The organism is Vibrio sp. VB16, from assembly GCF_015594925.2.
Classification (GTDB): Bacteria; Pseudomonadota; Gammaproteobacteria; order Enterobacterales; family Vibrionaceae; genus Vibrio.
The window spans coordinates 1,505,532-1,531,611 of sequence record NZ_CP087590.1 but is presented as its reverse complement, the minus strand read 5'-3'; the positions used below and the strand labels follow the sequence as shown (position 1 = coordinate 1,531,611).

Here is a 26,080-nt window from a genome sequence, read left to right as displayed (position 1 = left end):
CTTATGGTTAACATTAGAGGCGGATGTGTGTACCTGATTGTCCATCCATTATCTCGTAAGCTTTATGTAAAGAACCGATATGTCCTGTCCCTTTTGTCTCTTGTGCAAATTCACAACATGCGTCTACCTTAGGCGCCATTGATCCCGCGGCAAAAGTAGTTTTCTGCAACTCTTCAACGGTCACATCATAGAGTGCAACCTCTGTCGGTTTACCCCAATCGATACAAACATTTTCACCATCCGTCAGAATTAAAAGATGTTCTGCATTTAATTGCTTGGCTAGCGTTGCGGCGGAAAGATCTTTATCTATTACGGCTTCAACCCCAATAACACCCGTGTTGGTCTCAATGATTGGACAGCCTCCGCCACCGCAGCATATTACAGTATGATCGGCATCTAATAGTGTGCGAATGCTATCAATCTCGACAATTTTTTGAGGATAAGGCGATGGGACGACCCGACGCCAATAATCACCATCAGGCTTAATAGACCAGCCGTATTCGCCTGATTTTTCTTGGGCTACTTTCTTGTCATAGATTGGGCCGATAAACTTACTTGGGTCAGAAAATGCAGGGTCATCTTTGTCGACGGCAATCTGCGTCAACAATGTGCTCACCTTGCCATTAGGCATATATTTTTGTAAACCCTGAGCCATAAGATAACCGATCATCCCCTGTGTTTCTGCACCCAACACATCTAATGGATAAGGCGGTACATCGGCGTACGCTAGATTTTGCAATGCCAATAAGCCGACTTGAGGACCATTACCATGAACGATAACGACTCTATAACTTTCGCTCAATTTGGCCAATGCCTTTGTTGCAACATCAATATTTTTAACTTGGTTTTCGTAACTCATTAATTCGCCACGTTGCAACAAAGCGTTTCCGCCCACTGCTACAACGATAATAGGATTTTTATTATTCATAATATTCACCGGTTTGTTCCACACTGTTCATTTTATGTATTCAATTTATCTTTTTTATCCATCCTATAAACTTGATCAGAATCAATTTTATCGACTAAGGCAATTACCCAACTAATAATTATGCTGGGCGTCACGACTTTATTACTAAATATTCAACTATCACCGATAAGTGATTCTCCTAACAAATAATAACGAATAAAGACACTATATTTATAACGTCAAAATTTGAATCATATTCACACGTTAAATAATAAATCGTGTGAATAAATATTAAAACGGAGAAATAAAATGGATACTCAAAGTTCTGGTGGCAAAATGGGGGTCGGTAGCCTTGCCCTATTTAGCCTATGTGCCGTTATTGTCGTCGATACATTGACTGCATCGGCGTCAATAGGCGTAAGTGCTATCGGTTGGTGGTTAGTTACCTTAGTTGTCTTTGTCATCCCCTACGGACTTATAACATCAGAACTGGGCACGACTTATCCCGGAGATGGCGGTATTTACGATTGGGTTAAAAAAGCATTTGGATACAAATGGGCCGTAAGAACAACGTGGTTTTACTGGATTAATGTGGGCTTGTGGATGCCTGCGGTTTACATCATGTTTGCGGGAATGTTTGCCGAATTATTCTATCCAGAACTGGCGATGGTTTGGCAAATCGCTATCTGTATCGTCTTAACTTGGTTAACTATTTGGGTCTGTAATGTCTCAGTAGATGTTGGCGTGTGGGTGACCAGCGCAGGTGCTATTCTTAAAATTATTGTTATCTCTGTCCTTGGTTTTGGTGGCTTTTTCTATGCACTAAAAAATGGGGTTGCTAACGAATTCTCTTTCTCTGCAATGTTGCCAAGTTTAGATACTGGCGTCGCTTTCCTTCCTGCTCTCGTCTTCAACCTTATGGGTTTCGAGCTTGTTGCGACCATGACTAAAGAGATGAAAGATGTTCGAGATATGCCTAAATCTATCTTCTTAGCGGCGGGAATTACCGCGTTCTTATACGTGTTTGGTACCGTAGGTATTTTACTGGCGTTGCCTGTAGAAGATATTGGCCTCGTAGCGGGCATCATCGACACTCTTCGCAAGCTATTTGGTGACAGCGCAGTGGGTCACTTCATGGTGTACGCGATCGGTATTATGGCGCTACTGACTTTCATCGGAAATATGGTGACATGGACGATGGGTGCTAGCCGTGCCGCAGCAGAGGCCGCAAGTGAAGGTGAACTTCCTGAAATCGTTGGCAAGATGTCTGAAAAACACGACACGCCTGTCGGTGCGAATAACATCACGGGGATGGTTTCTACCGTTGTGATCTTGGCCTACGCCGTATTTGCCCAAGGTAGCGATGAACTATTTTGGTCTGTATTTGCCTTCTCTAGCTGTGTGTTCTTACTTCCTTATCTATTCATGTTCCCTTCTTACCTCAAACTTCGTGTAAGCGATGCAGAAACTGAGCGTCCTTTCCGAGTTCCGGGTGGAATTGGCGTGCAATGGTTGCTGAGTATCATCTGCTTTTTGGTTATTGCTCAAGCCGTTGTGCTTTTCATTTTCCCAGACTTAATCACACTCAACGTCGATTGGGTTTACAGCGCGCCTGTTCTTATCGGTGTATTCCTTACCGTTGCTATCGGCGAGTATTTATTGAAGTTAGCCGTCGCCAAGAAAGTTGACGAAGTCAATAAAGAGTCAGCTGAAACCCTTTCTCAAAGCCATTAATTAGGACATATGATCATGAGCAATAGAATTCATTCAATACCAAGAAACGATGGCTTTAGAATGCCAGGTGAACATGAACCACAAGAGTCTATCTGGATGGCTTGGCCTGAGCGTACAGACAATTGGCGGTACGGCGGTAAACCCGCGCAGAAGACATTTGCTGAAGTAGCAAAAGCAATTGCACAAACCACACCCGTAACGATGATTGTGAGTGCCACTCAGTTTGAGAATGCTCGCGGTATGTTACCCGCGGAAGTCAGGCTTGTAGAAATGAGTACCGATGACGCTTGGATGCGAGATATTGGTCCATCTTATGTGGTTAATGATGAAGGCGAACGCCGCGGGATTGATTGGCACTTTAACGCGTGGGGTGGTTTAGTTGATGGCCTGTATTATCCTTGGCACAACGACGACGCTGTCGCTCAAAAAGTGTGCGAGATACTTGGAGACGACAGCTATAGAGCGCCCATCGTTTTAGAAGGTGGCTCCATCCATGTTGACGGTGAAGGAACGCTCTTTACCACCGAAGAGTGTTTGCTGCACGAAAGTCGAAATCCTGACTTATCACGCGAAGAAATCGAAGATGTGCTCTGCGAACATTTGTCTGTCGACAAAGTCATCTGGATACCATCTGGCTTGTTTAATGATGAAACCAACGGACACGTAGATAACCTAATCCACGTGGTTCGCCCTGGCGAGGTCGTACTTACATGGTGTGACGATGAATCCGACCCGCAGTATGCATTGTCTCGTACTGCACTCGATGCGTTACTCACACAAAAAGATGCAAAAGGAAGAGAGCTTAACGTCCACAAAATCCCAATGCCAGGGCCACTATATATCACTGAAGACGAGGCGAGCGGTGTCGATATGTCTGATGGAATGGAACGAGTACCTGGAGAACGACTAGCGGGTTCATACGCTAATTACTTGGTGACTAATGACCAAATAGTTTACCCATTATTAGACAAAACACTCGATGCTGAAGTTGAGGCTATTCTTAGCAACCTTTATCCCGGTTACAAAGTGACGGGTGTGAACGCACGTGAAATTCTACTGGGCGGAGGAAATATTCACTGTATTACTCAACAGATACCGGCCATTAAATAACGTCGATTGTAACGACATAATCACATAACCAACAAGCCTCGCACTAGCATTACATAGAGCGGGGCTTTTTATTCTTCATCAAATAGATCTCGCTGAGGACTGAGCAAATCTATTGATTCTTGTGGCTTCTTCTTGCCTTGAAGGATCTTTCTTCGGTATCTTTGTTTGCACAGCTTTATCACATGAAGCTGTTGTGTAGGGGTGAACTTTTGCCAATTAAAGCGCTCGTCTCTTTTTCGCATACAGCCATTGCAGTAGCCTTTATCATCTACTGAGCACACCCCAATACAAGGGCTAGGTACGGTAAAAAATTCAAGTTGTTCCATAGAAGATAAAACGTCTTATTTACTATTACTAATTCTATATTAGTTCCATAACGCCTTGATAACAATTTACATTCTATTTTAATCCATTACTTTTCTCTGACACCAAGCCCTATATTGGGTCTATAATTCAAATAATTAAAATTTCTTATGCTGGAGCCCGTTATGAAAAAACTGATTGCTGTCGTTACATTACCCCTATTATTGACTGCATGCCAAAGCACCGGGGAGGAAAATAACATGGCGAAAACGATCTCTGTTCAAGACCTACAGCACCATAATTGGGAGCTCACTCAAATTGATGGTAAAGCCGTCATTACTCCAGATAACATGCAAGCTCCTCGTCTGGAAATTGGTGAGAAGATGACAGCAAATGGGAATGCTGGCTGTAACAACTTCTTTGGGCAGGGCGAACTCGATGGAAACAATTTCCGTATTCTACAAATGGGCATGACGATGAAGATGTGTATCAATGACGTGATGGGGACTGAAATGGTACTCTCACAAACTCTGCCTGAGTGGAACGAGATGAAATTAACGAAGGAAACAATGACGCTAACGGGCGAGAATCATACGTTAACGTTCAAGTTAAGTGATTGGAAGTAGAGAAAACTACGCAGATTCCCGTTTTAACCAAGAAGACGGGATTCTTGCTCTCGTTGGATCGGACGATACCTTACGAATGTACACATCAATAAGTATTTTAGCCGTCTAGACGTTTACAATGGCAAGAAGTTACGTTAGTTTATGAGTTCGATTATTGATATCCCACACGATATGAAGAGAACTCATGATAGAACTTAAGCATTTACGCACTCTCGTATCCTTGAGGGGCTCAGGGTCACTCACTGCGACCGCAACGTCATTACACTTAACCCAGTCAGCACTCTCCCATCAGATTAAGGATCTCGAACTTCGATTAGGAGGGCAGTTGTTTCTGCGTAAAACTCGCCCGGTAAAATTCACGGCTGAAGGCGAAATCTTGTTACAACTCGCCGATGAAATCCTACATAAGATAGCGATTGCAGAAGGCAAAATTGCCAACCTGAAGGAAGATGTAAATGGACGTTTGCATATGGCTATTGATTGCCACTCTTGCTTTCAGTGGTTAATGCCTGCATTGCGGGAGTATCAATTAAGTTGGCCGAGCGTAGGATTAGATTTTATCTCCGGGTTTGATTTTGAACCTATCCCAGCGCTGCTATCCGGTGAACTCGACCTCGTGATAACCTCAGATATTGTGCCGAGTTCAGATGTACACTACGAACCCTTATTCGATTTTGAAATGTGTTTGGTGACCTCAGTCCATCATCCGTTAGCCGGTCAAGATAGTATTCAACCTGAAAATTTTATTGATCAAACCGTTATCACCTACCCCGTTCATAAATCTCGCTTAGACGTGTATAAGCACTTCATGCAACCTGCGGGCGTTGACCCTCTCAAGTGGAAACAAGCAGACAATACGTTGATGCTTATTCAAATGGTCTCCGCAGGACTAGGTGTGGCGGCAATACCAAATTGGGCCATTCACGAATTTTCTAGACAAGGATTAATCACTAATAAGCCTTTAGGTAATGGATTATGGCGACGGCTCTTTGCCGCGACTCGTCAATCAGAACACGACAAAGCGTACCTGCAAGCCTTTTTTAATACCGCCAGATCCCAGTGTAAAAACCACCTTGAAGGGATCAAAATGCCATAAAAAAAGGATAAACCTAGGTTTATCCTTTCTCTGACAACGTCAATTCGGCTCTATCGCTCATAGGACTTAAACTGATTCGTGAGCGGGTCATATTGATAGCCAAGGACGTCAAGTTTGCCAATCAGGTTTTGAACATCCATCTCGTACATAACGACCAAGTCTTCAAAACTGTCACACTCTAATCTCAGCTTCTCGTTAACAATCCCCAACAGAATATTACTGTCTATATGGTTAACTTTACTCAAATCCATCGCCCTACTCCCATTCCCCATCACCTAAATTTAAGCGTAGTACGATAGGACAAGTTGTGACAAGAGATTGGTCATATAAATTAGCGCCTAGTTGAGAAAACCTGCCCCTTTAAACGCTAGATAACAAAAATAACGGGTATAATTCTGCGCCTGCGAGGAGCAAAGCCATCAAGGCCATCGATAGTTGAATTTTGCTAATAGATTGACGCGTCATCATATGTAACGGCCATATCAACAACCCCACAACCAAAAGTGCCAAGCCCAGTAACACATTGCTTTGCAGCATGGACATTAAGTGGTCACTTAAAGCGCCCACTTGCAGAGCAACGAGAATCGCCAAAATCATGCCGCTAATAATGCCAACGACCGGCAAAATTTTGTGGAAAGCATCTAACCGAGAACGTGCGATCAGCAACAATAGGTTAGCGAATATTGCCCCAAGTAAACTCACAAAGCAGACCCAACCTATGGATGCAAAAAGAGAGGAGAACAGAGATAATTGTTTGATGACAAATACCAGCGCTAATGCATCGGCGATGTAAAGCACCCACGTTGGACCTTTATCACGCGTTTTCTTAATCTGGACTTTAGAAAAGAAATAGAAGATAGGTGCGGCGACCACTAAAGAGGTTAGATTGACAAAGGCAATCGCTAACCAAAGCACACCTACTATGGGTAGTAGCTTATGCACACGCCCTCTTTGCCCTGGACATATCTCACCTTTAGTGAGAACCAAGGTAAGTATAATTTGAGCACCCAATAACATTGGGGCGAAAAGTGACAATAAAGGTTCAATCATGATTTATTCATCTATTTTACAGAACCGCGGATACTAACATAGATATCGTTTCCATCCACAAACATACGCCATATTAGGTGATACGCAATCGAGGAAAGAACCGTTCGAAATTCAACCAACCAAACATTTTAAATTCTGCTATAATCCGCCGATTATTTTTCGGTTCACATAAAACCATTGCATTCTCAAATGAAGGTTACGTCATTTCATGATCCCATTACCAAAAACAGAGCTGTTCGAATATCCCAAATACTGGGCTGAATGCTACGGCACTGCGCCATTTTTCCCTATGTCGCAACAAGAAATGGACGACTTAGGCTGGGACAGCTGCGACATCATTTTAGTCACTGGTGACGCCTACGTAGACCATCCGTCTTTTGGTATGGCGATTATTGGCCGAATGCTCGAATCTCAAGGCTTTAGGGTTGGTATCATTGCCCAGCCAGATTGGCATTCGAAAGACGACTTTATGACATTAGGTAGACCAAATCTATTTTTTGGTGTTACCGCGGGTAACATGGATTCAATGATAAATCGCTATACCGCTGAACGCCGTATGCGACATGACGACGCCTACACACCCGATAACGAAGGTGGAAAACGACCTGATAGAGCGGTGACTGTTTATACTCAACGATGCAAAGAAGCTTTTAAGGAAGTTCCCGTTGTCATTGGAGGCATTGAAGGAAGTTTACGCCGTATCGCCCACTACGATTACTGGTCCGATAAAGTACGCCGTAGTGTTTTATTTGATTCTAAAGCAGACATTCTAGTTTATGGTAACGCCGAGCGTCCATTGGTAGAAGTTGCTCATCGTATCGCTCAGGGTGAAAATGTAAAAAACATTACCGATGTTCGTGGTACTGCATTTGCCGTCAAAACAGCCTTACCAGGTTGGCGTGGTATTGATTCTCGTAGCATTGATAGACCGGGGAAAATTGATCCTATTCCTAGTCCATATCAAGACATGACGCCATCAAATTGTGATAAACCGGATGAAGTCACAGCGTCAGGCGCGACAGTTGTTACCAAGCCTACAACTGTCAATTCGACGGATGTTACAAAAGAAGCCGTACCAATACAAATCAGTCAGTACCAGAACAAATCTTGGGAGAATAAGATTAAACCGTGGGAAATGACTTACGTTAAACTTCCCTCATATGAACAAGTGAGTAATAACAAAACGCTGTACGCCCACGCCTCTCGGATTTTTCACCAAGAAGTAAACCCTGCAAGTGCTCGTGCATTGGTTCAAACTCACGGAGATCGGATGATCTGGTTGAACCCACCGGCGCTTCCATTATCTGAAAAAGAAATGGACGGTGTTTTCGCACTGCCCTATGCCCGAGTCCCTCATCCAAGCTATGGTGATGCGAAAATCCCTGCTTATGACATGATCAAAACATCAATCAATATTATGAGAGGGTGTTTTGGCGGTTGCTCATTTTGTAGTATCACCGAGCATGAAGGGAGGATAATTCAGTCCCGTTCTGAGCAGTCGATCATTGATGAGATCGAAGACATTCGTGACAAAGTACCTGGTTTTACTGGTGTCATTTCAGATCTGGGTGGACCAACGGCAAATATGTATCAGCTGCGCTGTAAAAGCGCGAAAGCAGAGGCAACATGTCGGAGGCCTAGTTGTGTTTGGCCCACTATCTGCGGGCATATGGATACAGACCACAAGCCAACCATCGATTTGTATCGTAGAGCACGTAAAGTAAAAGGCATTAAGAAAATTTTAATTGCTTCCGGTGTACGTTACGATCTCGCTATCAAAGATCCAGAATATGTCAAAGAACTGGCAACTCATCATGTCGGTGGTTATCTAAAAATCGCACCTGAGCATACTGAAGACGCGCCGCTAGCTAAAATGATGAAACCTGGAATGGGATCATACGATGAGTTTAAGCAAATGTTTGAGCATTACTCGAAACTTGCTGGTAAGAAACAGTTTTTAATCCCGTACTTCATATCTGCACACCCTGGAACGACAGATATGGATATGGTTAACTTAGCACTATGGTTAAAACAAAATAATTTCAAGTTAGACCAAGTACAAAATTTCTATCCGTCTCCTTTAGCAAACGCGACAACGATATACCACACAGAGATAGACTCCTTAAATAAAATTCGTAAGGAAAACCCAGCGGTTCCCGTTCCAAAAGGGACGATACAAAGACGCTTGCACAAGGCTATCTTACGTTACCACGATCAAAATAACTGGGGGCTGATTAGAGAAGCACTTAGTAAATTAGGACTGGCCAACAAACTCATTGGTAGCGGCCCTGAATGCCTTGTACCGCATGAGACTCGTGGTGAAAAGAACAGTAATAATCGAAAAGGTAAGAACAATACAAATGGTAACAAAACGTCATTTGGCCAAAAACGAGGCGATAATAAGTCACGGGGTAAAAGTAACCCAGGGTTAACTCGCTTTAGCAGCAATCAGTTCAAAAAGAGTAAAAAATCCGACTAGCGATAAAAGCGTTTCGCATAAACGTCAAACTGAAAGCACTGAATGTTTCAGTGATTCTGTTAACTTAAGACATCAAACTCCGTCATCCTCACGAAAGTGGGGTTCTAAATCCACCCAGATTCCCGTTTTCACGGGAATGACGACGAATACTTTTTCTTAAGCGAACGGCATTACTGAATGTTTCAGTGCTTTTTTTATCTGGCCATTCCCTTGCTACTCGAAAATTCTTTTTTTCAGCCTCTCTAAATCACCTCGACAACTTGAGAAGAGACAACCTAGTCGATAATGTGGTCAAGCCGTTACAGGGTAAGAGTATGGGTGTTGTCTCAACGACAAGTGCTTAGCCGATAAAGCTAGGCACTGACTCTTCCTACTTCTCTACATCTGAGTTTATCAATAGGTAAAGGTCTATCCACGTAATAGCCTTGGACCAAATTACAGCCATAAGAAACCAATTTTTTATATTGCTCTTTCGTTTCTACCCCTTCAGCGACGACCTTCACTTCACAAGATTGACCAATCGCAATAATCGCTTTGATTAAGGTATTGCTTTGAGTGCTCACTAATATCTTATCCACAAAGCATCGATCTATTTTTATCTCTGTAATGGGTAAGCTATTTAGGTAACTTAGCGATGAATAACCCGTACCAAAATCATCTAACGAAATTCCGAAACCTAAATTACGCAAGTGATGCAAGATCGGCGTAACCATATCAACATCATCAATAAGTACATTTTCGGTAATCTCTAGCGTAATTCTTTCAATTGAAATACCAACATCATCAATTATTTCTACTAGCCGTGTGGAAAAACCAGGCATAACTAACTGTTTTGGCGAAATATTTACTGAAATATCAATCGCGTCTTTGCCATTTGGCGATATAGACATAATATCTTCACAGGCACGACGAAATACAAACTGACCGATCTGTTCAATCAACCCAGCACTCTCAGCTATAGCGATAAATTTCACAGGAGAAACCATACCTAACCTTTCATTACTCCAGCGTGCCAATGCCTCTACGCTAACTAATGTTTCCGTCATTACATCAATTTGCGGTTGATAATGTACAGAAATTTCATCTTTGTATACCGCCCGACGAAGCTCCTCTTCTATCATGTAATCATATTGAATCTGTTCATTGATGGTACTATCAAAAAACATCACCTCGCCTTTCTGAATCGCTTTAGACTTATATAAGACAATATCGGCTTTGCGGATCAAAGATTCGGCGTCATCACTATCAGATGGAAACATGCTGACGCCAATACTACAATTGGTGTGAAAGATTTTTCCATTGATCACAAATTGATCGTCAAAGACTTGTTTAATCTCTTTAATAATATCTCTTGCCTGCTCAGTACCACTCAACTCAGGAAAACAGAAGATAAATTCATCACCACCAAAACGAGAAACCGTATCCATAGGCCCTAAAATAGTCTCAAACTTACGACTTATTACCTCCAGTAGTTTATCCCCCGAAGAGTGACCGTAAAGGTCATTCACTTTTTTAAAATCGTCTAGATCGACAAAAATTACCGCGAGATCAGTTCCATTTTTCTTAGCAGATTCTATTCCATGGGTAATATTTTCTACCAGCAACAAACGGTTAGGCAACCCGGTAAGAGCGTCATGTAATGCCATATGTTGCATTCTATTTTTCACATTTTCTAGTTCGTCAAAATCGCTATTGATTCGCGACTGAAATTTGTAAAACCTGGTCGCAATCATATTACTGAGTAACAATGACACAAGCGTAACTAATATAGTAAGGATCGCACTTAAGCTAATAACCTTTAGAAATTCTCTGTTATTTTGTTGTTGCAGAAAGGCCTTTTTTTCCAGCAAATACTGTTCAAAATCATCGACGTAAAATCCAGTGCCAATGACCCAACCCCATTCATCTAACCCTTTTACAAAGCTGATTTTTTCTTGGGTGTCGTTGTTACCGTAGTTAAGAGGAACACCATATCGCAGAAAACCACCACCTTGCTCGGTTTGAAAGTTCATGCTTTTCATATCCAAATGCGTACTTTCATTCACATCCGCCAGATATTGACCGATATAACGATGATCTCTATGGGAAAGAATTTTGCCTTCATTATCCAATACAAAAACGAACCCTTGAGCGTCGTAACCGTAGTCTGTGAGCCATTCCAAAACCTGATTTTGCACGTCGTGTTCTACATCAACGAGGTATTCGCCTGTGCCAATTAACCAGTTGTATGGTTCAAAACGCTTTGCAAACCCTACTTTTTCGAACTCTTTTGCCTTTTCTTCACCTGGTTTTGGATACCACCAGCGATAAAACGCCTCACCATACTCTTCGACAAGTTTGATATGTTCTCTGAGGATGAAAGTTCCGCGAATGTCTTGGCTATCCCACCCCGATCTCCCTTCAATCTCGGGCCGTAGGCCATGCATGATATTGATACCATCCATTTGAAAAATAAAAAAATAACCTCGACCTTCGAAAAAACGAATCGGTCTTAATGCCTCTGCTATTAATTTGGTAATTTCGGCCTTAGACTTACTCTGATTAGTTCGGTATATGTTAGCGGCAATTGCGTAGGCTTCTTCCACTCTATTTTTTGCCTGCTGCTTAAGCAGTTTTCGAGTCTGGGTTTTCTGATAATGTATTTCATTTACTACCAAATCGATATGTTGGCGGATACTTTCTTTCTGCCTATCAATCGTTTCATCACGCAATGAATCAATACTGTGTTGGGCTTTTAATCGGTTATCTTGAATAACAACAAAATTAATAGTTAACGCAAAAATCGCGATCAACACCACCGGTGCGAATCGAATCAATCTGAGCAATTTATTATCGTTAAGTGAGGACATAACAATCCATCTTTTAATTACTTAAAAAGTATAGGCAATCAATAGCACTAAACCATTTCATCGATCTCAACACGTTTGTTTTTATCTCATTTATTAACAAATATTATCTAACCGCTATAGTCAAACCTCTATGTGATTATTTTTATTATAGTTTAATACGTCAATTTGGTACTTTGACTTAGGTCTAGTCCCAAAAATATTTGCTTGCTGTGACAAACACCTCATTTGAGAACCGACAATACTGCCGGCATTTGCTGGATAAACATCGTACTGGTTCTGGTTATTCCATTCTGTCATGGGGGGATATTTTTATTCAGTTGTACAGAATTTAATATACGGCACTATGATTAAATAATCATCAATGCTCGATTCGCAAGGGATTAGAAAATGAGTCACGTATTCCACAGACATTGCCATACAAATCTGCCACATGTCTCGCATGGTGTTGGTGTCTACCTCTATGATAACGAGGGCAAACAATATCTCGATGGATGTGGTGGTGCTGCCGTATCTAATTTGGGTCACAGCCACCCTGCTATCAAAGAGGCAATTAAACATCAACTCGATACTATTCCTTATGCTCATACGGGATTTTTTACCAGTGACGTATGTGAAGAGCTAGCCACATTAATTTCTGACCTTGCCCCGGCATCTCTCAACCATGTCTATTTTGTCAGTGGAGGTTCTGAGGCCGTCGAATCTGCCTTAAAAATGGCTCGGCAATACTTTGTTGAGAAAGGCCAAACAGATAAAAGCCAGTTTATCGCAAGGCGCCAAAGCTATCACGGTAATACATTAGGCGCGTTATCTGTGGGTGGTAATGAATGGCGACGAGAGCCATTTAGGCCATTGCTCAATAATGCACATCACATTAGTCCTTGTTACGCCTACCGTGACCAAGCAAGAGAAGAAACAGAGCTCGACTACTCCATTCGCGTTGCTAATAAGCTTGAGACTACAATCCTAGAAGTTGGGCCAGAGAACATTATGGCTTTTGTTGCGGAACCCGTGGTAGGTGCCACAGCCGGAGCGGTGCCTGCTACAGATGGTTACTTCAAGAGAATTCGACAGATATGCGATAAATATGACGTATTGCTGATCCTTGACGAAGTAATGTGTGGTGCTGGTCGTACCGGAACCTTCTTTGCTTTCGAACAAGACGACATCATTCCAGATCTTGTGACTATGGCGAAAGGACTAGGCGCCGGCTATCAGCCTATTGGTGCTGTCGTGGCAAGCGATGAAATCTATGACACGATTGCCAATGGGAGTGGTTTTTTTCAGCACGGGCACACTTTTATGGGGCATCCCATGGCTTGCGCTTCAGCACTAGCCACCATAAAAACCATCATCAACGACCAATTACTCGCTAAAGTAACTGATTTAGGTAGTAAACTTAAACAAAAACTTGAGGATGCTTTGTTGCCATTACCCTACGTAGGAGACATACGAGGTCGTGGGCTATTTTTGGCTATTGAGTTGGTTGCCAACAAAGAAGATAAAAGCCCTTTAGCCGTATCTACCCAAGCGAATAAGACTATCAAACAAGCCGCAATGAAAAATGGACTAATGTGTTATCCCATGGCAGGAACAATAGACGGGAAACGGGGCCACCATATATTGATCGCCCCTCCATTTATCATCGAAGAGACACAACTGGACGAACTTGTAGACAAACTGAAACTGTCCCTACAAGAAGCATCGTCGACATGGAGCTAGGCATGGAAAATGACAACAATAAAATCGCCATTATTGTCGCTCCCAATGGCGCGAGAAAAACTCGACTAGACCACCCCGCTCTACCTATCACGGTAGATCAAATCGTTAAAGAGGTGCTCGCCTGTCGAGACGCAGGCGCCGCAATGGTTCATCTACATGCGCGAGATAATAATGGTAAGCATTCATTAGCCATCGACGACAACATTCAGCTAATGGACGCCGTTACTGCAGCGGTAGGTGACAGCATCATTGTTCAGCTCACGACAGAAGCCATTGGTATGTATACGCCAAAGCAACAAATGGAATTAATAAGGCACACCCAACCTGAAGCAGCATCATTTGGTTTAAAAGAGCTTATACCAGATGACTCTTATTTGGATAAAGCTAAGTCGTTTTTCCAATGGGTGGCTGACGTTGGCATGATCGCGCAGTACATACTCTATAGCGTTGACGATATTGCCCTTTATTTTTCATTGCTCAAAAGCGGTGTTTTGCCGAATAAAAACCACCATACACTGCTTGTTTTAGGTCGATACCACAAGGCATTGCAGTCTTCACCAAGGGATCTAGTTCCATTTCTTACCGACGAGTTGTTGGATAACTCTCATAGATGGGCCGTATGCGCTTTTGGCGTACAAGAGCAAAAATGTTTGGTATCTGCTATGCTTTTAGGTGCCGATGTTCGAGTAGGATTCGAAAATAATCATCTTAATAATCTGGGGCTTATCGCAAAAAATAATGCTTCACAAGTTGATAACATTAAGGAGCTAACAGATTTACTTGGAATAAATAGGCATAATGCGCACAGTTATCGCAATGCGTTAACAGATTAATTGCCGTCTTAGCGGCTTGTTAACTTAGTTAGATGGATAATTTAAACACATAAAAGGAATTACTATGTCTCGAATTAAGACCCTATTAACCGCTACAACCACAACCGTTCTTATGGGTGCCTCTTTTGCTGTCAGTGCAGCCGATCAGTTCGTCACAATCGGTACTGGTGGCGTAACTGGGGTTTACTACCCAACAGGTGGCGCAATTTGTCGCCTCGTTAACAAATCTAAGAAAGAACATGGTATTCGCTGTTCTGTAGAGAGTACTGGTGGTTCAATCTATAACGTCAACACTATCCGTGCTGGTGAACTGGATCTTGGTATTGCTCAATCTGATTGGCAGTATCATGCATACAATGGTACAAGCAAGTTTGCTGATGTTGGTCCATTTAAGGAACTTCGTGCTGTATTCTCGATTCACCCAGAACCGTTTACTGTTGTTGCCCGTGCTGATTCCGGCATCAAAACATTCGCAGACCTAAAAGGTAAGCGAGTTAACATTGGTAATCCAGGTTCAGGTCAGCGCGGTACAGTAGAAGTATTAATGGAAAGATACGGTTGGACAAAAGATGACTTTAAGTTGGCTTCAGAGCTAAAAGCTTCGGAACAATCTAAAGCACTTTGTGACAACAAAATCGATGCAATGGTATACGTAGTTGGTCATCCGAGCGGTGCAATCAAAGAAGCAACAACGTCTTGTGATAGCGTTATCGTTTCCGTAAATGGTAAAGAAGTAGATGGCCTACTAGCAGACAACAGCTTCTACCGTACTGCAACAGTACCAGGTGGCATGTATACAGGTAACGATGCTGACGTAGAGACCTTCGGTGTTGGTGCTACTTTTGTATCTTCAACGTCTGTTTCTGACGATGTTGTGTATGCTATTGTGAAAGCAGTATTTGAAAACTTCAGTACCTTTAAGAAGCTTCACCCTGCATTTGCGAACCTGAAGAAAGAAGAAATGATCAAAGACGGTCTTTCTGCCCCTCTTCACCCAGGCGCTATAAAGTACTACAAAGAAGCCGGTCTTCTTAAGTAAGATTAACGTTGATTACAAATAATAAAAAAGCCTAACCGTTTTCTGTTAGGCTTTTTTTTACGAACTAGACAGCTCTCACAAGGTGCTTATAAAAAATGGAACGTCGCGGTCAACGATAGGTTTTTAACGTCGTCGTTGTCCATCTTATAGACATGGTATGCCGCACCAACGGCAAGAGGACCAAATACGAAGTATTCAAGACCAACACCGTACATAGGATCGACACCATCATCTTTCACCGTACCAAATTCTGAATTCCAAGAATGAGCACCAACACGCCCATAAACATGAAGTGGTCCGAAATCCATACTTGGTCGAATAGCCGCGTATATTGAATCCGCAGAGAACTCGTCTGCACCAATATCGAATGTCCCATGGTCAATATAACCAGCTTCAACACCAATGAATGGTAGTAAACCTGTACCTATGTGAATCTCGGCCGATGTCGCCGTTTCACCACTATAATCAGACTGACCTACCATCGCTCCACCATAAATCAGTGAATCAGCAGACACTGATGTTGCAAAACTAGCTAATGCTAGGACTAATAAAGTCTTTTTCATACCTTACCTTCTTTGTTGTAATCCGCAGGTGGCATAATATTGCCGCTCATACGTTCAATTCTTGAATAGTTTCATACTTTGCAATTTTCCTGCCTAACATGACCCTATCGCATTTTTTATTCTCTTATCAGACACAGGATAAGGTGTACCGAGTTGCTGAGCGAAGAAACTCACCCGTAACTCTTCCAGCATCCAACGGATCTCTTTAACATTATCAGGAATCACCACACCTTTCGGTATTTTATTGAGAAGTTCACGATAATCATTATAAACCGCTTCTACTTTTAACATCTGCAGACGATCTCGATTAGGGTCAATAGGCAGCTTTTCCATTCGTCTCTCAATCGCTTTTAAGTAACGAAGAATATCCGGCAGTTTTTTCCACCCACATTCTGTGGCAAACCCTTTGAAAATCAACCCTTCAACCTGAGACTTTATGTCCGATAATGCAAACGCCATCGTAAAATCAATCTTACCTTTCAGCTTCTTATTGATATTAAATGCTGTCGTCAAGATTGTTTCAACTTGTTTCGCAATATCAACAACCGTATCCCCGAGCTCAGCGCGAACAAACTCTTTCTGAAGCTCAAATTGATCGTTATCCCAAACCAGCCCACCTTTTTTCTCGATAAGCTTGTCTATTCCACAAGCAATACAGTCATCAATCAAATCCATTACTTTACCGTAGGGATTGAAATACAACCCTAGCTTGGATTTATTCGGGAGGTTTGCGTGCAAATACTTAATAGGCGATGGTACGTTTAACAGTATCAATCGTCGCTGGCCTGCTTTCATTGCAGACTCTTGTTCATGTTCTGTTTCAAAAAGCTTAATTTCTACACTATCTTTGCCATCGACAATTGCAGGAAAGGCTTTTACTTCGAACCCCCCTCTTTTTTGCTGATACACCTTCGGAAGCTCACCAAAACTCCATGTATGCAAACCTTGCTGTTCAATATCGTCATCAGCAACCTGTGAAAGCGTCTTCTGCACTTGCTCTTTAAGGCTCTCTTTAAGTTCGTGCAAATCCTTATGTTCTTTCAGTTTACGTCGATGCTGGTCTACTGCACGAAACGTTATCTTTAAATGCTCCGGAATTTGATCCAACTTCCAATCATCTCTTAATACTTCTACACCGGTAATACGGCGTAACTCTTTTTCTAGAGAGTCCAGTAACGGGGCTTCAAACGGCGTGACACGAGCCAAAAATGCATCCGCGTAGTTTGGCGCTGGCACAAAATTTCGTCTCAGCGTTTTAGGCAGCGATTTGATTAAACTAATGACCAATTCTTTTCGTAAGCCGGGAATTTGCCAATCATATCCGGAGTTGTCGATTTGGTTGAGTATAGGCAACGGTATATGCACTGTAACGCCATCTGTATCGTCACCCGGTTCAAATTGATAACTCAGTTTCAACTTGATGTTGTTGTGATGCCAAAAATTCGGGTAATCCAGATCGGTTATGTGGCTAGCATCACCTCTAAACAACATCTCTCTTTCAAAGTTAAGTAATTCTGGATTCGTTTTGCTGGTTTTTTTCCACCAACTGTCAAAATGCCTTGCAGATACGACATCCGTTTCAACGCGTTGGTCATAGAATTCAAACAGTTCGTCATCATCAACTAGGATATCTCTACGACGAGATTTGTGTTCCAGCTCTTCAACTTCGAGTAACAACTTGCGGTTGTTTTTGAAAAAGGCATGTCTGGTTTCCCATTCACCTTCGACTAAAGCGCTACGTATAAATATCTCTCTACATACTACTGGGTCGATAGAATCGTAGTTCACCAGCCTTTTAGGCACGATAGGAATGCCATAAAGCATCACTTTTTCCGATGCCATTACAGCACCTTGTTTTTTGGACCAATGCGGTTCACTATAGGTGCGCTTTATCAGGTGTTTTGCTAAGGGCTCTATCCATTCAGGTTGGATTTTCGCAACAACCCGTCCCCACAGCTTAGAAGTCTCAACCAGCTCTGCCGATATCACCCACTTTGGCTGTTTCTTAAATAAACCAGAAGCAGGGAAAATATGGAATCGCGCATTACGAGCACCTTGATACTCATTCTTTTCCTGATCCTTCACACCAATATGAGAAAGCAAACCAACAAGCAATGCACTATGGATCCCCTGATAATCGCCCGGTTTGTCATTTAGTTTGGTATCCATTTCCCGCATGGATTGATGAAGCTGAAAATAAACATCTTGCCACTCTCGGATTCGAAGATAGTTTAAATAGTCTTGTTTACACTGCTTTCTGAATTGATTCGAAGAGAGTTCTTTCTGCTTCTCCTGAATATAATTCCACAGGTTGATCAACGTGACAAAATCAGACTCTTTGTCAAAGAAACGACGATGTTTTTCATCTGACGACTGTTTATTGTCAGATGGACGCTCTCTTGGGTCTTGGATTGAGAGCGCAGAAGCGATAATCATCACCTCTTTCAGGCAACCAAACAGGGGCGCTTCTATCACCATTCGCGCTAAACGAGGGTCAATAGGAAGGCGGGCGACTTGGCGACCTATTGCGGTTAACTGTTTTTTGGTATCACTGCTGCTTGCGTTCATCGCGCCTAGCTCTTCAAGCAGACGCACACCGTCCAATATATTGCGTTTATCCGGTGCTTCCACAAACGGGAATGCTTGAATATCACCTAGCCCTAAAGCGGTCATTTGCAAGATAACGGAAGCAAGGTTAGTACGCAGAATCTCTGGGTCGGTAAACTCGGGACGGGATTCGAAATCTTCTTCTGAGTACAGTCGAATACAGATCCCTTCCTCTACACGCCCGCAACGTCCTTTACGTTGATTGGCACTTGCTTGAGAAATGGCTTCTATCGGTAAACGTTGAACCTTTGTTCTGTAGCTATATCGACTGATACGTGCCGTACCAGGGTCGATAACACATTTTATACCCGGTACGGTTAAAGAAGTCTCTGCCACGTTGGTAGCAAGAACAATCCTTCGCCCCGCATGAGGTTGAAATATCTTATTTTGCTCGCCAGAGGATAGCCTTGCATAGAGAGGTACGATTTCCGTATCACGGAGGTTTCTTTTCGATAAAGCATCAGCGGTATCCCTTATCTCTCGTTCACCGTTCATGAAGATAAGAATATCCCCTAAACCTTCGTCTACGAGTTCATCTACCGCTTCAAAAATGCCCTCAAGCTGGTCTCGATCATCCGCGTCATCGCTATTTAGCGGTCGATATCGAGTTTCCACAGGGAAAGTTCGACCTGACACTTCAATGATCGGTGCATTAAAAAAGTGTTTAGAAAAGCGTTCTGGGTCGATGGTTGCTGACGTGATAATGACTTTTAAGTCGGGGCGCCGTGGGAGCAACTCTCGAAGATAACCGAGTATAAAATCGATATTAAGACTGCGTTCATGCGCCTCATCGATAATAATAGTGTCGTATTGATTAAGAAATCGATCATGCTGAATTTCCGCTAACAAGATACCGTCAGTCATTAATTTTATCTGGGTATTGTCGGAAATTTGATCATTAAATCTAACTTTATAACCAACAAATTCACCGAGCTCGGTTTCCATCTCTTCGGCTATTCGGTTGGCAACTGAGCGAGCCGCCAAACGACGCGGTTGCGTATGACCTATTAAACCGTATTTCCCCCGGCCTAACTCACTGCATATCTTTGGAAGCTGTGTGGTTTTACCCGAACCTGTTTCCCCAGCGACAATAACAACCTGATTCTCAGCGATGGCTTTCGCTATATCTGCTCTTTTTTGACTAACCGGTAGTTGTTCTGGAAAATCGATGGTTGCACTGTTTGACTGACGCTGTTGCACCTTCATCATAGACTTAGCAATATCGAGTGTTATCTCATCAAAAACCGCATTCATTGAATGTGCGTTTTTAATGCGGCTAGCACCATGAATACGCTTAGATAATCTAAATCTATCCTTTATCAAGCAATCTTTCAGTGCATTTCTTAGTTGCGCTGCACTGTTGTGTCTGTTTTTTTCGTTCTCAACGCCGTGCGATTGAGATTTCGATTGTGACGATGTCAACGAGATAACCTACCTAACTTGAAATTGCGCCGATTGTATCACAGCAATATCGAGAAGCCGTAACATTGTTAACCCGACTTATTCGTAAAGATTTGTTATTCATTTACTTAGGTTATCGTTACAATAGGCTCTTCTAAACAAACCCAGTGGTAAAAAGTGAAAACCTCTCAATTAATTCAGTTCCTCTCTACTCTTCCAAATGACCAAGACCCTGATGTAGTAACGGGTGAAGAGTGGCTACCTGAATCGTTGATAGACGCCAGTTTTGATGGTGATCTTGTTAATCTACGGTTTGACAATGCACCTGAAGAAGATGCGGGCGAGTTCGAAGGCAGAGGCTTTGTTGAGCATGAAATCGTTATGTTAAAAGATAAAATAGTAACGCTAATGTTCGATCAAACGATTGACCAAAAAGAGAAGGCCGAACTTTTCTTATCGCTTTTTATCCTCTCTCACGAGAAAAGTAGTACCGAAGTGATAGAAATATTAGAAGACCCGTTGGCGTGGATATCAACTACCAAATAATGCTTTCCAATATTGCCCCTGCACCACTAACAAAACAGAGCAATAACGCTGCCCAACGAATCCACTGCTTTGATAATCGATGAACAATTAACGTCGCCGTTTTATACCCTAGCCATGCCGCGGGAATTAGAGGCAAACTTAAGTAAAAATGGTTTAACGTTAGGTAACCGACAAAAAACTGTACAAGAAGAGACATCAACGAGCTAAATAAGAAAAATGCCGCCAGATTCCCACGAAACTTATTAGCATCTTGATGCTGTAACAATATTGCCATTGGTGGCCCACCAATACCTGAACTTGTTCCCATAAACCCTGACAAAAAGCCCGCCACTGCCATTTTATTTCGTGTTGGCTCGAGCCGAATTGGTAGCAGACTCAAAACCAATGAGATGATGACGGCAATACCTAACCAAAGTGACAAAGAATCGACTGACACGTAAACAAGCAAAAAACCACCCGCAACAGAGCCTGGTATCCGTCCGATTATTGCACTTTTTAACCCTCCCATTTCTATATTGGAGCGGTTTCTAAAGGTACTTAATAGCGTGATAAAAAACGCAGCAATAATAATTGGGGCGGGTACATATTCTGGAGAAACATGAAAGAGTAACGGTGCAGAAACAATGGCTAAGCCAAAACCTATTGCGGTTTGAACAAAAGCACCAAGGAAGATAATTCCCATAGCGATAAGAACGGAAGAGTCTAAATCTATCATTAAAGTAAACTACGAATACAAAACCGCATCTTAACTTTTTTTGTTCAAGTTTTGTAAACTATCGTAAGCAAGGGTTGTAAATATATTTTGTGCCTATATCTTTTAATAAAGAGAAACGAATAAGGTTCCATTATGTTTAAATCTATAAAGTCGATATTTAAAGAGTTATTGGAAGGAAATGACTTATCTGGCAATACCATCAACGACCCTGATCTCGCTATCGCCTCTTTGCTTTGTGAAGTGGCAGCAGCAGACTCTCAAGTGGCAGAGGATGAAGAAAAAGCCAAACTCGTGCTGCTCATGCATCTGCTCGATATTGATGAGCAGAAAGCCAAGTCTTTAATCGAACAGGCTAAAGAAGGCATTAAGCACGCCGTCTCTCTTTACGACTTCACGACTCAGCTAAGAGAGCTAGAACAACCTGCACGCTTTGACCTTGTGAAGGCGATGTGGGAAGTGGCCAATGCTGATGGATATATAGACCCCCAGGAAGACGCCGTTATCAGAAAGGTCGCGGAGCTCTTATACGTGGATCATAGCGAGTTTATTCGTGCCAAGCTCAGTGTTATTCCTAAGTAAGCTCAAGATGCCGCATCTGGAGTGGTAAATAGAACGTGATTGTGAATATTTGGGTATCCATCATCGACACCCAAATCAATCCGCTATAAAAAATTAAATTTATAGCAAGGTAAACGCTAATTTCGCTAGATTATACGCATCCACATAACCGGAATGCTGTCGTCCTTCCCACTCGATTCCTTTTGATTCTTGCGCCGCTCGATGACCGATTCTTTGATCCTTAACTCGGTTTTGAATTCGATAAATTGTCGCTAAATTAAGATACTCATGAAAAGGGACGTCTAACCCCTTTTCCATACATTCCCCCTTAAGAATGAGATCATCACGACCCCATGCAGCGTAGATCTTATTTGGACCACCGAAGTATTTAACCATGGACTTAAATACTTCTTCTAAGGGGCGACCTTGCTTTTGAATTGTTTTTGAGGTGATACCGGTGAGCTCTACACAAAACTCTGAGATTTGATCACGCTCTGGCTTTACATAGTATTGTGCTCGTCTCACTATCCTCTGAGTAGACAGATCTATTTCAGCCAAACCAATCTCAATGATCTCACCCGTCGTACCTACGCCATCATTGTTCCAACAACACATCTCTAAGTCGAAACAGACGACCCTATTATAATTCATGTTAAACCCTGTTCTTTATTGCTTTTCACCTAGTTTTACGCTGCCATCACTGGCAAACCAAAGTGCTTCCTTACGTCTTCTACCTAATAATATTGGACCATCATCGTAGAATAAGAAGTTTTTCCAATTCTCTTTAAACACGGACCATTTTGTCTCGACAACATTATATTTTTCATAGCAAAAATAGACGGTGACGTCATCTTGCCAATCGATATGTTCAAGTACATCTGTAGGTAACGCCGCGTCATCGCTCTCCCACTCTTCCATCCAATTTACTTCGTTAAACCAGCTGTTGGTCTTACTTGGCCAGTCTTGGTTGGAAAATCGTTCTGCATCAGGACTCTGATTGCTGATGTTCTCTTTCCAAAACTGAGCCGAACGAGCTTGAGTCATTGGCTTTATTAGTGGAAAAAACTTCTCTTCAATAGGCATCGACTGGTGAGTAAAAATCCACTTACGACTGTATTCATCTAAATTTAGGTACGACATTGCAATTCCCACATAATCTACGGCTTGAGCCAGCCTTTATCGACTGAATCATTTATCATCTCTAACGCTTTTTCCCACAAGGCATTGGAGCCTTTATCTATTCGGCCGTTGATATCAATAACCTGTTGTCTCGCAATACCATGCTCAACCCAACTTTGTCCCTGATTTTGATGGTTCATTAATATTGGGATAACTCTATCTAACGCCTTAGCGAATAATGCCTCGTCTGATTGAGCTTCTTCAAACTCTAACCATACCCCTTTTAGCTCCATCGCTTGGTCACCTGGAAGCATGCCAAACAGCCTGTCCGCCGCTTGCTGTTCTTTTTCCGCTTGATTTTCTGATGCTACTGCATCGTAGACAAAGGTATCACCTGCGTCAATTTCAACGATATCATGCAGCAATAACATCTTTACAACCTTTGTGATATCGACTGGTTGGTTCGAATGCTCTTGTAAAATAATGGCCATCAATGCCACTTGCCAGCTATGTTCTGCCGTGTTTTCCAATCTTCTGTCTGCACTTTCAACTCGCGTTCTGCGCAACACTGATTTCAATCTATCTAGCTCCATGATTAATTCGAGCTGTTTACTTAGTCTATCGCTTATCATATTTTCTCTCGCCATTCTGTATTAAGCAAAGCGGTAAGGTTATGGTCTTCCCATTTGCCGTTAATCAATAAATAGTCTTTTGCAAAACCAACTTTTTCGAATCCTTTTGACTTTAGGACCGCTGCACTTTTCAAATTCATAGGCATGTAACTTGCTGATATGCGATGCATATTTTGTACCTTAAACATCCAACCGCAAGCGAGATTAAGCGCTTGGTTCATAATACCTTTACCTTGCATATCTTCGTCTAGAGAATAACCAACGCTACAAGAATGCACAGGAAAACGGGTTAAATTACTAAAGGAGATGGTACCCAACATGTCACCAGAAATACGATTGATGATAAGACAATAGAACCCCAGTTCGAGTAAATGCAGTTCGTTAAGTTTAATCAGTTTTTTCGCCCATCCTGCTTCTGTAAAGAAAGCGTCTTCTCTAACCGGCTCCCAAGGGCGTAGGTATTCTTTGTTTTTAATAAAGTAATCACTGATAAGTTTTGCGTCGTCTTTTGTGGCCAGTCTGACCTGCAGTTCGCCAACTCTTTCATCCAGTCGGTGAAATTTAAATTCTTTCCACATTACAGTTTCTTAATTCCATATTCTCTAAGTTTATTTGCAATTGATGTATGTGATACACCTAAGCGTTTCGCCAGTTTTCGACTCGATGGGAATGATTGATATAACCTATCTAGAATTTGAGATTCATACTCCTTCATAATCTCATCTAATGACCCATCCAGACTAACGCCGATATGGTTAACCATACTCGACTCTACTTTGGGCAATTGAAAATCATCTATGGATAACGAATGTCCACTAAGCTGCGTTATCGCCCTTAATACCATGTTATCGAGCTCTCTGATATTCCCCGGCCATTGATAATTAGATAGCTCTTCAACTACCTCAAGGCTGATACTTGGTTTACTTATACCCAATTGAAGCGAATATCGATGAATGAATAAGTCGAGTAACGGTGATACATCGCTTGAACGCTCTCGAAGAGACGGGATAGATAGCGTTAAAACGTTAAGCCGATAATAAAGATCTTCTCTAAACTTACCTAATTCGGTCAGCGTCGCCAAATTCTGTTTAGTCGAGGCAATAATTCTTACATCCACATGTATTTCGTCTTCCGCGCCAACACGCCTATAGGTACCGTCTTGCAAAAAACGAAGCAGTTTGATCTGAAGATGTGGGCTCATTTCGCCTATTTCATCTAAGAACACAATTCCGCCATCGGCTTGTTCGAAGATACCTTTATGTCCAATGCCTTGGTTAAAAGCCCCTGGAGCATGCCCAAATAGTTCTGTTTCTGCGACGTCATCAGGCATTGATGCACAATTGAGCACCAAAAAAGGCTTGGTTGCTCTTTCTGAACGCGAATGACATGCGCGGGCTATCATCTCTTTACCGGTCCCCGTTTCACCTTCAACAAGCAGAGGTTGGTCCAGCATCGCCAATTTTTTTGCATGGGAAATCAGAAATTTATGTCTATTGGAAATACCAACAAAATGTTCAAATCCGACCGAACTCGACTCCGGAAGAAAATTCGTCTTTAGTTGATCTTGAAGGATTGATTTGAGTGTCACTACTGCGCTTGCAAGGACGGAGTCGTCTTGATTCTCTCCACTAATATAGACAGGTGTAACTTCTAGAACGTAGTCGAGACCATCAATGACTACCGACTCTCGTTTTCTATTTACTTCACCTTCTATCCAGTCAGCAAAACTGAAACTAGGGACATACGTCGCAATTTGTTCACCGATAATTGCATCCACATCCTTACAAAGTAATTCGCACGCGGCATGGTTTGCCATGTCAATGCAACCCGTAAGGCTGACAGATAATACAGGATCCGGTAGGTTTGCCAGTAAAGAAACCAATTCAGTATTGTGTCTTTCACTTGGCATAAATCGAATTTTTCGTACATCAGTTACGCCAGATATACGCCTTATTTGAGCCATTAACTCACTGAAAGCCTCAAATTCAATCTCTCGACAACATAGGTATATGATACCGACGACATCGATCTCTATACCACGCAAGTCGATATTTCGAGAGGCGAGTAACTCAAGCAATTCGCGGGTAAGCCCCACTCTGTCTTCACATAATACTTCAAGACGCACGAAAAAATCCTTCAAGGTGTCAGGAAAAGTTGACACCAGTTTGTATTAAGGATTTTACGGCGTCAAGAT

General features: G+C 42.3%; 23 protein-coding genes. 10 read left to right on the top strand and 13 right to left on the bottom strand.

Annotated features, from left to right (window positions below):
- Positions 1–13: 13 nt before the first annotated feature.
- A complete protein-coding gene (gene arcC / locus IUZ65_RS07195) occupies positions 14–928 on the bottom strand; it encodes a carbamate kinase (RefSeq protein ID WP_195703092.1) in 915 nt (304 codons plus the stop codon).
- 288 nt (positions 929–1,216) lie between these two features.
- On the opposite strand from arcC, the gene IUZ65_RS07190 reads away from it, so the two are divergent.
- Positions 1,217–2,641, top strand: coding sequence for an APC family permease (locus IUZ65_RS07190; RefSeq protein ID WP_195703091.1), 1,425 nt, complete (start codon positions 1,217–1,219; stop codon positions 2,639–2,641).
- A gap of 15 nt (positions 2,642–2,656) precedes the next feature.
- Complete coding sequence (gene aguA / locus IUZ65_RS07185; RefSeq protein ID WP_195703090.1) at positions 2,657–3,751, top strand: agmatine deiminase; 1,095 nt, start codon at positions 2,657–2,659, stop codon at positions 3,749–3,751.
- A gap of 68 nt (positions 3,752–3,819) precedes the next feature.
- On the opposite strand, the gene IUZ65_RS07180 is transcribed toward aguA, so the two are convergent.
- Positions 3,820–4,077 (bottom strand): DUF1289 domain-containing protein, encoded by a 258-nt coding sequence (locus tag IUZ65_RS07180; protein ID WP_195703089.1) that lies wholly within the window; start codon positions 4,075–4,077, stop codon positions 3,820–3,822.
- Between the two features lie 162 nt (positions 4,078–4,239).
- On the opposite strand from IUZ65_RS07180, the gene IUZ65_RS07175 reads away from it, so the two are divergent.
- Both IUZ65_RS07175 and IUZ65_RS07170 read left to right on the top strand, forming a co-directional pair.
- Positions 4,240–4,680: an META domain-containing protein gene (locus tag IUZ65_RS07175; protein WP_443083728.1), complete on the top strand. Its 441-nt coding sequence runs from the start codon at positions 4,240–4,242 to the stop codon at positions 4,678–4,680.
- Between the two features lie 184 nt (positions 4,681–4,864).
- The gene (locus tag IUZ65_RS07170) at positions 4,865–5,776 is read left to right on the top strand and encodes a LysR substrate-binding domain-containing protein (protein ID WP_195703088.1); all 912 of its coding nucleotides are present in this window, start codon (positions 4,865–4,867) and stop codon (positions 5,774–5,776) included.
- Positions 5,777–5,826: 50 nt separating this feature from the next.
- On the opposite strand, the gene IUZ65_RS07165 is transcribed toward IUZ65_RS07170, so the two are convergent.
- Both IUZ65_RS07165 and IUZ65_RS07160 read right to left on the bottom strand, forming a co-directional pair.
- A complete protein-coding gene (locus IUZ65_RS07165) occupies positions 5,827–6,027 on the bottom strand; it encodes a DUF4250 domain-containing protein (RefSeq protein WP_195703087.1) in 201 nt (66 codons plus the stop codon).
- A 109-nt stretch (positions 6,028–6,136) separates the two neighbouring features.
- Entirely contained in the window at positions 6,137–6,826 is a 690-nt protein-coding gene (locus IUZ65_RS07160; RefSeq protein WP_195703086.1) for a hypothetical protein, read from the bottom strand.
- 208 nt (positions 6,827–7,034) lie between these two features.
- Here IUZ65_RS07160 and IUZ65_RS07155 point away from each other — a divergent pair, with 208 nt between their 5' ends.
- Positions 7,035–9,305 carry a YgiQ family radical SAM protein gene (locus IUZ65_RS07155; protein ID WP_195703085.1) on the top strand — a complete coding sequence of 757 codons (2,271 nt, stop codon included), beginning with the start codon at positions 7,035–7,037 and terminating at the stop codon, positions 9,303–9,305.
- A gap of 353 nt (positions 9,306–9,658) precedes the next feature.
- Here IUZ65_RS07155 and IUZ65_RS07150 read toward each other — a convergent pair whose 3' ends face one another.
- A complete protein-coding gene (locus IUZ65_RS07150; protein ID WP_195703084.1) occupies positions 9,659–12,154 on the bottom strand; it encodes a bifunctional diguanylate cyclase/phosphodiesterase in 2,496 nt (831 codons plus the stop codon).
- 387 nt (positions 12,155–12,541) lie between these two features.
- Here IUZ65_RS07150 and IUZ65_RS07145 point away from each other — a divergent pair, with 387 nt between their 5' ends.
- From IUZ65_RS07145 to IUZ65_RS07135, 3 genes are all read left to right on the top strand, one after another.
- On the top strand, positions 12,542–13,873 hold the full coding sequence (locus IUZ65_RS07145; RefSeq protein ID WP_195703083.1) for an aspartate aminotransferase family protein: 1,332 nt from the start codon (positions 12,542–12,544) through the stop codon (positions 13,871–13,873).
- Positions 13,864–14,706, top strand: coding sequence for a 3-keto-5-aminohexanoate cleavage protein (locus IUZ65_RS07140; RefSeq protein WP_195703082.1), 843 nt, complete (start codon positions 13,864–13,866; stop codon positions 14,704–14,706). The genes IUZ65_RS07145 and IUZ65_RS07140 overlap by 10 nt, the downstream gene beginning before the upstream one ends.
- Before the next feature lie 112 nt (positions 14,707–14,818).
- On the top strand, positions 14,819–15,745 hold the full coding sequence (locus IUZ65_RS07135; RefSeq protein WP_443083735.1) for a TAXI family TRAP transporter solute-binding subunit: 927 nt from the start codon (positions 14,819–14,821) through the stop codon (positions 15,743–15,745).
- Between the two features lie 86 nt (positions 15,746–15,831).
- Here the strand turns inward: IUZ65_RS07135 and IUZ65_RS07130 are convergent, their stop codons facing one another.
- A complete protein-coding gene (locus tag IUZ65_RS07130; protein WP_195703080.1) occupies positions 15,832–16,308 on the bottom strand; it encodes an outer membrane beta-barrel protein in 477 nt (158 codons plus the stop codon).
- A gap of 93 nt (positions 16,309–16,401) precedes the next feature.
- A complete protein-coding gene (gene hrpA / locus IUZ65_RS07125; protein ID WP_195703079.1) occupies positions 16,402–20,337 on the bottom strand; it encodes an ATP-dependent RNA helicase HrpA in 3,936 nt (1,311 codons plus the stop codon).
- 156 nt (positions 20,338–20,493) lie between these two features.
- Between hrpA and IUZ65_RS07120 the strand changes: the two genes are divergently transcribed.
- The gene (locus IUZ65_RS07120) at positions 20,494–20,862 is read left to right on the top strand and encodes a hypothetical protein (RefSeq protein WP_195703078.1); all 369 of its coding nucleotides are present in this window, start codon (positions 20,494–20,496) and stop codon (positions 20,860–20,862) included.
- On the opposite strand, the gene IUZ65_RS07115 is transcribed toward IUZ65_RS07120, so the two are convergent.
- On the bottom strand, positions 20,852–21,577 hold the full coding sequence (locus tag IUZ65_RS07115) for a sulfite exporter TauE/SafE family protein (RefSeq protein ID WP_195703077.1): 726 nt from the start codon (positions 21,575–21,577) through the stop codon (positions 20,852–20,854). The genes IUZ65_RS07120 and IUZ65_RS07115 overlap by 11 nt on opposite strands.
- Positions 21,578–21,709: 132 nt before the next feature.
- Between IUZ65_RS07115 and IUZ65_RS07110 the strand changes: the two genes are divergently transcribed.
- Positions 21,710–22,156 carry a tellurite resistance TerB family protein gene (locus IUZ65_RS07110; protein ID WP_195703076.1) on the top strand — a complete coding sequence of 149 codons (447 nt, stop codon included), beginning with the start codon at positions 21,710–21,712 and terminating at the stop codon, positions 22,154–22,156.
- Between the two features lie 99 nt (positions 22,157–22,255).
- On the opposite strand, the gene IUZ65_RS07105 is transcribed toward IUZ65_RS07110, so the two are convergent.
- Genes IUZ65_RS07105 through tyrR form a run of 5 tightly spaced genes read right to left on the bottom strand, consistent with a single transcriptional unit; the run spans position 22,256 to position 26,011 of the window.
- Positions 22,256–22,786: a 3'-5' exonuclease gene (locus IUZ65_RS07105; protein WP_195703075.1), complete on the bottom strand. Its 531-nt coding sequence runs from the start codon at positions 22,784–22,786 to the stop codon at positions 22,256–22,258.
- Positions 22,787–22,801: 15 nt separating this feature from the next.
- Positions 22,802–23,275, bottom strand: a complete 474-nt coding sequence (locus IUZ65_RS07100) for a DUF2947 domain-containing protein (protein ID WP_195703074.1) — start codon at positions 23,273–23,275, stop codon at positions 22,802–22,804.
- Positions 23,276–23,292: 17 nt separating this feature from the next.
- Entirely contained in the window at positions 23,293–23,886 is a 594-nt protein-coding gene (locus IUZ65_RS07095) for an HD domain-containing protein (protein WP_195703073.1), read from the bottom strand.
- The gene (locus IUZ65_RS07090; protein WP_195703072.1) at positions 23,883–24,464 is read right to left on the bottom strand and encodes a GNAT family N-acetyltransferase; all 582 of its coding nucleotides are present in this window, start codon (positions 24,462–24,464) and stop codon (positions 23,883–23,885) included. The genes IUZ65_RS07095 and IUZ65_RS07090 overlap by 4 nt, the downstream gene beginning before the upstream one ends.
- The gene (gene tyrR, locus IUZ65_RS07085) at positions 24,464–26,011 is read right to left on the bottom strand and encodes a transcriptional regulator TyrR (RefSeq protein WP_195703071.1); all 1,548 of its coding nucleotides are present in this window, start codon (positions 26,009–26,011) and stop codon (positions 24,464–24,466) included. Before tyrR ends, IUZ65_RS07090 begins: the two co-directional genes overlap by 1 nt.
- Positions 26,012–26,080: the final 69 nt, after the last annotated feature.